We start from the raw sequence: 629 nt of genomic DNA, 5'->3' as shown, positions 1-629 counted from the left end.
CGACGTTGACATCGTAAGGGCCGGTCTCAAACTCGACTTCGTTCTTGTCGAAAACCCAGTCACGGATGGCGTCGTTGGCGATGTGGTGGCCGAGCGATTGCGAGACGCCGCGGAAGCCCTCGCAGCGTACCGGCACGATCGTCTTTTCGTGCTCCTTGGCCTTCTTGCGCGACACCGCCTCAATGTCGTCGCCAATCAGCCCGATCGGGCATTCCGACTGCACGCTGATGCCGTTGTTGAGGGGGAAAAGCTCCTCGATCTCGTCGATGACCTGTTCAAGCTTCTTGTCGCCGCCGAACACGATGTCCTTTTCCTGGAAGTCTGAGGTGAACTGCAGCGTCACGAACGTGTCGATGCCCGTCAGGCCGACGTAGTAGTTGCGGCGTTGCGACCAGGAATAATGACCGCAACCGACCGGCCCGTGCGAGATGTGGACCATGTCCTTGACCGGCCCCCATACCACGCCTTTGGAACCGGCATAGGCGCAGCCGCGGATCGTCATCACGCCCGGAATGGACTTGATGTTCGATTTGACGTCGCATTCGGAAAGGGCCTTCGGCTCATCGCCAGGCTCGTCGCCGCTCGTTGCGACGCTGAGGTGCTTCTTGCGGCGCTTCGCCGCCTTGTCT

1 protein-coding gene is annotated in these 629 nt (G+C 60.6%); it reads right to left on the bottom strand.

Going from position 1 to position 629, the window contains the following annotated elements:
- The coding region (locus K6M89_RS30550; RefSeq protein WP_281424337.1) for a nitrogenase component 1 at window positions 1-629 on the bottom strand (629 nt) is incomplete at both ends.

Origin of the sequence: Rhizobium croatiense (assembly GCF_019793465.1) — a bacterium.
In the GTDB taxonomy this organism is placed as follows: Bacteria; Pseudomonadota; Alphaproteobacteria; order Rhizobiales; family Rhizobiaceae; genus Rhizobium; species Rhizobium croatiense.
Note: the sequence above shows the minus strand (reverse complement) of the source record. Positions and strands in the feature narration are given on the sequence as shown.